Origin of the sequence: Methylocystis sp. H62 (genome assembly GCF_015709515.1) — a bacterium.
Lineage (GTDB): Bacteria > Pseudomonadota > Alphaproteobacteria > Rhizobiales > Beijerinckiaceae > Methylocystis.
On the sequence record NZ_JADNQZ010000035.1, the window covers coordinates 20,948 to 30,599 of the forward strand.

Consider the following 9,652-nt stretch of genomic DNA (forward strand, 5'->3'; position numbering starts at 1 on the left):
GGCAACACGGACGTCGAGGAACGGCTGCACGGTCCATCTATTCCATCGCATCTGCTGTTTTTTGATCATGCGCTTTGACAGGATTTCGTTGACGGCGCTTTCGACAAAGGCGGTTGAAATCGGAAGCCGATCACGGCGCCGCCGCCCGTAGTTCACGAGCGCAAGTTCACTGACGTAAAGATACTCGATCAGATCGTTGATGTGTCGCCGAATTGCGGGCGCGCCTCTGACGTCTCTGACATGAGCGGCGTCAATCCAATGAGTCAGCCGCGCCAAGCGCCCAAAACATGCGCGCTTGAACGACCGTGCCAGAGTCTCCACTTGGCTCTTTCGAGTTCATGGATTGGATGGCCTTGCAGGTAGTCGCTGGATGTCTCGGCTCCAAGGCCACGCGCCGCCTGCAAGGCGTGTTCGAAACGCATCGCGATATGAAACCAGTCGAGGACGAGTGTCGCCTCTGGCATGACCTGACGCTGCAACTTCCAAAGTCCAGAGTCGCCATCGCACAGCACCGTCGCCGGCGTGCCGAGACGGACGCCAGCACTCACAACCGCGTTGGCAAATTCGCTCGCGGAATTGCCGTTGCGTGCAAAAGCGAAACGGTGCTGGGAGCCATCGAGATTGAGCACCTTACCCGCGATCACTTCGAAATTCCGTTCGGGGCGACGATGACGGCTGCGCAGATAGCCGCCATCGAGGCCGATCACGACTGCGGGAGTAACCGCGTCAATGTCTGGATCTGCCTCTCCCTCGGGCCGCAGCCGCGCGATACGCTCGCCGACACGGCGGGTTCGATTGCGCACCGTGCAGCCATTGACGGCGCCACCGACGGGCAGCAATTCTGCAAGCAGATCCACCACCTTCGCAAACGGCGCGAGCGCGGCGAATTTGGCGGTCACATAGGCGAGTTCCGGCGCTAGGCCGCCTTCGAGCGTCAGCGCCGAAAAACTTCTCGGTTCACCCGCGCTTACACGACATTGGCAGTTTGCGAAACGACGAACTCGAAGCGGCACGTCGCCGAACAGGGATCGAAACGTGACGGATCTGTATCCTTTGCTGGGCAAGTCCGATCCGCAATGCGCACAGCAACGAAAGCGCTCGCCCATCGTCGCCGCCTGCGCGCGGACCATTTCCGTTTGAATAGCAGCGACCAGGCGTTTCCCTTCGGCGAGCGAAAGACCCAGCGTTTCAGGGACAGCAAGCTCGTCCCTTTCGAGCCGGGCCACCTCGACGTCGATTTCCGGCGCTCCGTCCCCAAGGTCAGTGACGATTTTCACCCGCCAAACCAGCTTTTGCATAGGCTCGCCTTTCTCAAAGAGGCGATTGTAACCTTCCAAAATTTACATACTCCCCACGACTTTACATGCTCTCTCGATCGACCGGTCGATCAATCTCAATTGAAACCGAAAATTTGCCGATATAGTCTCAATTGAAACCGAAATCGGACTGAGACTGATTTTTTCCAAGCCGCTGTTTTTCAAAAGATCGTGAGTCTCATCTTGAAACCGAAATCGACACCGGCAAAAAAAGCGTCCTCACCGAACGATTGACTACGCTAACTGGCGATCGACGCCCGTTGCCGCTTGTTCGAAGCAAGCAGTGTGATAATCTTAGGTTCATCGATACGTTCTGGTGCGCGGGTGTCGGACAGCAAATTTTTTTAGGTTTTTGAGGGAGGACGTTCAATGCCGCCTCTTTTGCAATCTCGAGGGTCAGCCGCAACGTCCGCTTCCGCGCCTACAGCGCCGCCGCGTTCTGCTGTCGAGCCCATTGAGGACATCCGCGCCTCCTTCATCGACAAATTTCAAAAGAAGCGGATCGAAAATGGTGAAAAGCCAGCCGAGCGCGCTGTCTTTAGAAAGCAACACGGCGTCGCGAAAGGAAAGCTAACCGTCCTGAATGCCTGTCCGGCGACGTTTCGCGTCGGGCTTTGGGCGGGCGGCCCATATGACGTGTGGATGCGCTGGTCGAGCGACGCTCCCCCCGACACGCCGGATCACGAGAACAGTACGCTCGGCTTCGCCCTCAAACTGTTCGGCGTCGATGGCCCCACGCTTGCGACCGACAATCCGCTCGCCTCGACTGCGGATCTGATATTTCAAAACAGCGATATCTTCTTCGTCGACAATGCGCGCGACATGGCTGCGATTTCCTCACCAGAAGAAACCGAAGCGTTCACCGCCGTTCACAAGCGGTCGCTGTTGATCCTGAAGGAGATGGCGAGGGAAGAAAGGAGTCTGGTGGCGGCGCGCTATTCCAGCACGCTGCCCTACGCGTTGGGTAACGCCATCGTAAAATATTGCGTCGTCCCCGCGCACCCGGTCGAGACGCCGGCGCCTGGCCCGTCTCCAGACTATCTCGCCGAAGATCTGAAAAAGCGGCTCTTGGCCGGCGCCGCCAGCTTCCTGATCGAAGCGCAGGCGTTCGTCGACGACAGCGTAACGCCTGTGGATCGGGCGACCGAACGCTGGGAGGAGACGATATCCCCATTCGTCACGGTCGCCCGATTGGACATTCCCGCGCAGGACATTGATGAAGCGGGTCAGGCCGCCTATGGCGAAGGCCTCGCATTCTCGCCGTGGCGGACGCTGTATGAGAACCGGCCGCTCGGTTCGATAGCCGATGCAAGACGCATTTCCTATCCCGCCTCCGCTGCGGTGCGGCGCAGTCTGAATGGACAGTCGATGCAGGAGCCGGACACGCCGCGATGAACCGCGCGGCGCCGTAATATTGCCAACAGTCCTTTTGCGGCGTCGCTCATGCAAAGATCCACCGCTTTTTCGAAAGCCTCCCCATAACGAGACCCGACAATGATAGACGCCAACGCTATTTCGGAACTGAAAATCTATCCGCCGATCGGGATTGCGCGCGTCGGCAATGCGCAGGGCGCGGACGATTACGTCATCGGTCCCGAGGTGATTGGCGGCGCGCCGACTTTGCCTGGCGCGACGCCGGAGCAGCCGGCGCGCTATGTCGACGACTTCCGCACCGCCAGTGGAGAAATCAAGCGTCAGGCCGCCCGCTTCCGCATTTACGCCCATATGAAGGACGGCAGCGTGCAGGAAGTAACCGCAGCGTCGGCAAAGATAGAATGGCGCGTCGTTGTCGCGAATCTCAAGGCCGGCTGGTACGACTTCAATCAGGCGATGGACCTTGGACCGCTCAGCAAGAAAGCCCTGCAGCGAAACCGGGAACTGGTTCCGGCGCCGGAGAGCAGGTCGCGACTCGACATCACACCGACACCCCGAAGTATTGCGGGGCCCAACGCAGCGCCAGTCAGGCTGGACGACGGCGCGTTCTGGGGCTCCCCGGTCTATCTCGGCGAACTTCGCACCGATTCGGACGGGCGGCTGATTTTCCTCGGCGGACAAGGCGTGTCGCGACCGTTCCGCACAGCCACAAGACCGCTCACCTTCGCCAACAATCCGGGCTGGCATGACGACGTTTGTGACGGGCCCGTGCGTGCGAAAGTGACCTTCCCCGGGCGCAAGCCGATCGACGCCGAACCGGGCTATGTCTGCGTCACGCCGCCAAACTACGCGCCGGGATTGTTCGGCATCGTGACGATCGACGACGTTGTGCGTGAAGTCTTCTACGACAAGGCGTGGATTTCGCGGCCAACGAAGACTTTCTTCACGGCCGACGTGCTGCCGTTGTTCCAGCGCCTGACCGGGCTGCAATGGGTCAACCACGGGCTCTTCATTCTGCATGGTTTCGGCTCGGCGCTGGACGCCGGGAATCCTGAAGTCATCGCAAAGCTGAATGACGGTTCGTCGGCCAACGCCGCGTGGCGCAAGATTGTGCTCGCGGTGTTTCGAGATACCGAATCGGCGACCCCGCTTGTTGAAGATCAGATCCCCCAGATTTTCGGCGACGCCGTAGATGAGTTCTTCGGCAACCCGCCGAAACCAGCGAATTCCCTGCTCGCCGTGACGAAGGCGCACTACGCGCACCTCCAGCGGTGGGCGGACGGCGAATTTGTCTCCGACTGGTCGCCGGCTGCTTCAACGCAGCCACCGAGCTTTTCCACACTGGCGCCTGAAGCGCAGATCGAGCATCTCGAACGCGCGCCGTTGCATGATTGTCTCGGCGGCCCGTTCCATCCGGCGATGGAGATCACCTGGGTGGTACGGATTCCGCTGCTCTGGAAATCAGCTTACCGTCTGAATGTGCTGACGGGCGAAGACCCCGCCAAGCAGGATTTTGGCGACGAGCTCACGCCGGCGGTCTGTACCGGCGCCGACGGCCCCTATGACGGCGCCGCAGCGGGGTGTCTCACCCGTTTTCTCGGCGTGCCCTGGCAGACCGATCACACCTCGTGCAATTCTGCGGCCGACTATTTTCCGTCAACCTTCCTGTCGATGCCGACCTTCTGGGGACCACGCGCGCCGGATCAGGTGCTCGGCGACGGCAACTATCTGCGTGCGGCGGCGATCAGCCATCGCGGGCCGCCGACGCAACTGCAAACCCTCAAGCATCTGATGCACCGGGTCGATTGGCTGCGCGATATTCGCGGCACGGATTACTTTGACAGGCTGTCGAAGATGATCACAGAATGGGCGGATCTCGGCATGGTGCTGCCGGTGAAGAGCCCTCCTGATTCACTACGCGTGCAAGACCTGCGCGTCGAGCAGGGGCGCAGCGACAAGGGCGCGATGATCGACGTTACGACGGACGCCAAATTTCACGCGGTCGAAGACATCGAGAGCCTGTTTGCGCCACAGACGATGGCAGGTCTGTCGCAGCGGCGCGCCGAAAGGACAACGGCACCGCCGCCGAAACGAAGCTATCGCCAGGGCGAAATTTGAAACTGGAAACGCTGCGTACCCCCTGCCTCGTGGTGGGAGCGGGACCTGCAGGCGCTACCGTGGCGCGCCTCCTCGCTCTCAAGGGCCGCGAGGTAATCCTTGCAGATCCGGGCGCGGCGACGGCGACTCGCCTCGAGCTTCTCGCTCCGGCGTCGCTTGCCACCGTCGCGGCGGTCGGGCTGGAGCCGCTGCTCAATGATCCTGCGGTCGCCCGACGGTGTTGCGGCATTCGCAGGACGCGAGGTTCCGGGGAAACTGACTACGTAGACTTCCTGCGGCATCCATACCGGCTCGGCTATGTCGTCGACCGCGCCCGTTTCGATGGGCGCCTTCGTGCGGCTGCGATCGATGCCGGCGTTACGTTCCGCCGGTTGCGCGCGACGGGCGTTGCGCCGGACGGAGGCATCATTTTTCGCGAGAGCGTCAGCGGCGTGACGACACTCATACGCGCCGACGTTGTCGTGGACGCCACGGGCCGCGCCGCCGCGATCGGACGTCGTAGGGGCGCGCGCGTGATCGCTCGGGACCGCCGGGTCGCCGAACTGGTGGAGAATATCGATAGTAGTCCGAACGCCGGCGCCTCGTGGCTCGACTACCGGAGCGACGGGTCGAGCTGGTCATATCGAATCCATGGACCCGGCGGACGCGCGCAGACTTGGCGGATCCGCCCGTCCCGAACGCGGGCGGGAACGGTGTTGCGCACAGTGGACGCCTCCGCGAGCCTTCTCTCGGAGGCGGCAGGCGAGGGCTGGATCGCGGTGGGGGACGCGGCAATCGCGTTCGACCCGATCGCCTCGCAGGGGCTGTTCAACGCGCTGTCATCAGCACTTGTGGCGACTGGAACTCTCTTGTCAGCAGATCAATTGAGCCCGACTGCGGCGAAATCATATTCCGACGCCGCAACTGCTACGTTCCTTTTATCGGAGGCGGGCCGCGACAAAGTATACGGAAACAGAGCCTGGCCGGGAAGGTTTCTTCAGAACCGACCGGATTTTTGAGTGATCGTGCAGCGATTGTTCGTAAGTCGCGATTTCAATTTGCGCGTCGTTCAAATGCATTCACGGGATTGATCTTCTTTGCAAATGGAGCGCGACACGGCCAAAGTTCGTTCGGCATGGGGCGTCCCGTGACACGGCGCGATCGGGCGAGTCTGCGCGTCGCACCGATGACGCGCGGCGGGATATCGAGGACGACATCGTCGTGGCCGGAGACGGCGGCTGCCAAGACTTTCTGTCAATCAGCATTGAACCGACACCAGCTCGGCACCGAAACCAATAGGAACCCCGCCCGATTACAATAGCTTTGACAGTTCGACTTTCGGTCGCAACTGCTGACGTATATCCGGCTTTATGATGTGGCCTGAAAAAGTTCTCGAACGAGCGACCCGGGATATTGGCCTGCCGAAGGCGATCCGGCTGGAAAATGTGCCGGAGTTTGTAAGCAAGGAACTCGATCTATGGGCTTTCATGCGCGGCGTGACACTTGACTTCTCGCGGCCTGGCAAACCGACGGACAACTCATTCATCGAGTCATTTAACGGCAAGTTCCGGGCGGAGTGTCTGAACGCCAACTGGTTCCTCAGCCTCGACGAAGCGCGTCAAAAATGCGAGGCTTGGCGTAGAGACTATAACGACGTGCGTCCGCAAGCTCGATCGGCAATAAAACGCCGAGAGAGCTTCATTCCGCCCGGCAATCCCGGCCAGCCAGCCGGCGAATGAAGCCGGAATTTTCCGCCAACCCGGTCCAACGTCGGGGGCAAGTTCAGCATCTCTTAAACTAACATTGCTCCTGGATCGCTGAATGGGGGCCGGCCATTGGCTCCCGACGCTTGAGGAAGATAAAGGATGGGACCGATCACAAAATTTAGTTTTCGTATGGGAGGGCCGTCATGAATTCCGACTTCCGGTTCGCGATCGTCATTTTCGCTACTGCAGGCATCATGCCGGACTGGGCCGGTCTGGCACGCGCTCAGAATGGCGTCGATGAGCCAACATCTCGAATTCTGGAAAATCGGGTGATATTGGACTTCGACGGCAACTCGCTTGTTTCCCCAAAGCAGAATTTTCAGATTCCCGAAGGGTTCCCCGTCAAACAATTGAAATCGGATGCGCCTGCGGCCCTAATGGCGTTGGACAGCGATGGCGATGAGTTGACAGACGCCGAAGAGTCTCAGCTCGGGACAGACTCGCAAAATCCCGACACCGATGGAGACGGGCTCCCGGACGGATGGGAAGTGCATGGCGTCAACGGCGTCGATCTTCGCGCATTGGGCGCAAGTCCTCTTCATAAAGACGTGTTTGTCTGGATGGACTATATGGAGCGCGACGGCGCCACCAATGGGCTAGGGCCAAACAGCGTTGTCTTAGCGGGGATTAGGAACGCCTTCTTGAGTGCCCCGGTTCAAAACCCTGACGGCCTGACGGGAATCAACATCCACCTCGTAATCGGTAAGAAAGTTCAATATGTCGATGATCTAAATCCGGTAGTCAGCGCTCTTGCTGCGATCAAGAAGGCCAGTTTCGACCCCGCTAAAGCTCCCGTGTTTCACTACATGGTGTGGGCGAACGGTTATGATGGCGGCACCTCGAGTGGTTACTCTATCTCCATTCCGGGTTCGGACTTTGTTGTCACCCTTGGGAAATGGAACAACGCCGCTGGCGGCAGCAACGAGCAAAAGATAGGAACTTTTATCCACGAACTCGGACACAATCTTGGACTCCGCCACGGGGGTGCCGACGACGTAAATTACAAGCCGAATCATCTGAGCTTGATGAACTATTCCTTCCAGATGAGCGGCGTGCAGATCGGAGGGCGCCGTTCTTACACCTATCAGCCTTTCGCGCTTCCTGCGCTCGACGAGACTAAGTTGGACGAAAAAGTAGGCTTGAACGGCGGGTCTAAACTCGCCAAGTGCTCGACCATTTTCTTCGATCGTTCCACCGGGCAGTTTGTAGAAGTTCCGGCTGACGGACCTATAGATTGGAACAGAAACGGGGTGGTAGACGCCAAAAATGTAAGCGTCGACCTCAACTCTGACGACGGGAAAGATTTGCTTTCCGATACGCCGGATCAATGGACGACGCTCATCTATAAGGGGGGGACAATCGGAAGCAAAGCGAGGCTGAGCGGTCTGCGCGAGGTGAATGCGCTTCAAGCGCCCCTCGCCCCGAAGGACGAACTCACCGAGCAGATGAATTTCAAGCTCCTGAATCGTCAGATCCAATAGTGTGTCCAATAGATCCTGTGTGGCTGGACGAGCCAGCCTAACCTTTTGGGGGATCTTGGTTGAGGAATGGGTCCGTACGATGAACAGCGACAATACCGCTCGTCGCCTCGGAAGTCTCCCGAGAGACCGATCAATGGAGAAACCGTTCGCAATTGGATGATTGAAGTATTCAGCCCATTCGACGCTGTTATCTCTCCCTTAACAGCCCGTTGACGAAGTCGGCTGCGGGTGATCCCATTTGATTGTTGAGATTCGAACGGGATGTGGCCGATGGCGATGCCGAGTGAAACGGGCACGCAGGGCGATCTGGTTTTGACGTGATTGGAATTGCCGCGCTCTCCGGGTCACGCTTTTTGCGAATGGCTTCAAACTCTGTTGTTGGACGCTGGCTTCGACGCCTTTGTTCAGGACGCCCGCAGGCCTTATTACGCGACGAAGACGGGCGTGCCGTCGCTGCCGTCGGGCCGCTATTTCCGCATGCATATGGGCGGCTATTTCGAGGGGCTCGACCGCGAACGTGGCGTTGCCCGGCGATGCGCGGACTCTTCTTCGCTGCGCGATTTCCTGCGGCTTTCGGCGCGCGATAGAGTCCCTGATCACTCGTGGTTGTCGAAGACGCGCTCGCGGCTGCCGCACGAGTTTCACGAGCAGGTTTTCGGTTTCGTGCTGAAGCTTGTCGCCGCGCGCGGTTTCGTGAAGGGCGAGCGGCTTGGCGTCGAAGCGAAAGATTAGGACGGTGTTTGGCTGCGTCGAGGTTCGTAATCCACGCATCCTGAATTGCCAACGCTGCGTGCCGTATTTCCGCGACGCCTCGGCAGTCCTGCGGGATTTTTGCCCCGACCAGGCGACGCCGGAATTGATGGAGCTGTCGGCTCGCCTTGGCAGTTTGATGCCTTACCGCAAAGCGGCAGATGTCATCGCGGAGTTTTTGCCCGTCAAATCGTCTGAGTCCTTCGTCACGGTTCGCCATCGCACGCTCGCTCTCGGCAAACGGCTCGATGAAAAGGCGCGAGATCGCGCCTGGTTCGATCCGCCACACGCTGACGAGCGCGAGCAGGTCGAGCTTGATCTGCCAAATGATCGTAAGCGCCTTTCCGATCACCTATGCGGCGAGGCTTGACGCGGCGACGAAGCTCCACGGCATCAGTTCGTCGATGCGGCTTTGAGGATGTCCGTCGAGAATGGCTTGCAGCGTTTTGGCGATGTAGGCGACGGGATCAAGGTTGTTTAGTTTGCACGTCGCGACGATGGAGGCGAGCAGCGCCCAGTTTTGAGCTCCGACTTCGTGCCCGGCGAATAACGCATTTTTTCGCGTAAGAGCCACGGGTCTGATGGCGTTTTCGACCGGGTTCGTATCCAGCTCGAGGCGGCCGTCCTCCAGGAACCTGGTGAGACCGGCCCAGTGGCTCAACGCGTAGCGGATGTCCGTGGCCAACGTGGAGCCTGACGAGATCAGCGACAGTTGCTTCTCGAACCACGGTTTCAAGGCTTCGACGATGGGCGCGGAAAGTTTCTTACGCGTCGCCAGCCGCGCTTCCGGCGCGTGGCCACGTATGTCGGCTTCGATGACGTAGAGCGTGGCGGACCGCCGTCTCCGCGATCGGGGATTTTGTATTGC

At 59.5% G+C, this 9,652-nt stretch carries 7 protein-coding genes and 2 pseudogenes; 7 read left to right on the forward strand and 2 right to left on the reverse strand.

Translation table 11 applies throughout. The features are described 5' to 3' along the window. Window positions 1–263 precede the first annotated feature (263 nt). Window positions 264–1,298, reverse strand: coding sequence for a transposase (locus IYY11_RS02015; RefSeq protein WP_196402517.1), 1,035 nt, complete (start codon window positions 1,296–1,298; stop codon window positions 264–266). 387 nt (window positions 1,299–1,685) lie between these two features. Here IYY11_RS02015 and IYY11_RS02020 point away from each other — a divergent pair, with 387 nt between their 5' ends. The 7 genes and pseudogenes from IYY11_RS02020 to IYY11_RS02050 all read left to right on the forward strand — a co-directional run. After that, window positions 1,686–2,711 (forward strand): hypothetical protein, encoded by a 1,026-nt coding sequence (locus tag IYY11_RS02020; RefSeq protein ID WP_196402518.1) that lies wholly within the window; start codon window positions 1,686–1,688, stop codon window positions 2,709–2,711. A 99-nt stretch (window positions 2,712–2,810) separates the two neighbouring features. Next, window positions 2,811–4,808 (forward strand): LodA/GoxA family CTQ-dependent oxidase, encoded by a 1,998-nt coding sequence (locus IYY11_RS02025; RefSeq protein ID WP_196402519.1) that lies wholly within the window; start codon window positions 2,811–2,813, stop codon window positions 4,806–4,808. A 29-nt stretch (window positions 4,809–4,837) separates the two neighbouring features. Further along, window positions 4,838–5,806: an FAD-dependent monooxygenase gene (locus tag IYY11_RS02030; protein ID WP_312029679.1), complete on the forward strand. Its 969-nt coding sequence runs from the start codon at window positions 4,838–4,840 to the stop codon at window positions 5,804–5,806. A gap of 372 nt (window positions 5,807–6,178) precedes the next feature. After that, window positions 6,179–6,483, forward strand: a pseudogene (locus tag IYY11_RS22350) (integrase core domain-containing protein); the annotation flags it as partial. A 213-nt stretch (window positions 6,484–6,696) separates the two neighbouring features. Continuing rightward, on the forward strand, window positions 6,697–8,034 hold the full coding sequence (locus tag IYY11_RS02040; protein ID WP_196402521.1) for a hypothetical protein: 1,338 nt from the start codon (window positions 6,697–6,699) through the stop codon (window positions 8,032–8,034). A 444-nt stretch (window positions 8,035–8,478) separates the two neighbouring features. Next, window positions 8,479–8,766, forward strand: coding sequence for a transposase (locus tag IYY11_RS02045; RefSeq protein WP_312029680.1), 288 nt, complete (start codon window positions 8,479–8,481; stop codon window positions 8,764–8,766). Beyond that, window positions 8,750–9,124, forward strand: a pseudogene (locus tag IYY11_RS02050) (ISKra4 family transposase); the annotation flags it as partial. The gene IYY11_RS02045 and the pseudogene IYY11_RS02050, both read left to right, overlap by 17 nt. Window positions 9,125–9,136: 12 nt before the next feature. Here the strand turns inward: IYY11_RS02050 and IYY11_RS02055 are convergent. Continuing rightward, on the reverse strand, window positions 9,137–9,652 hold a 516-nt coding region (locus IYY11_RS02055), incomplete at its 5' end, for a transposase (protein ID WP_409455210.1).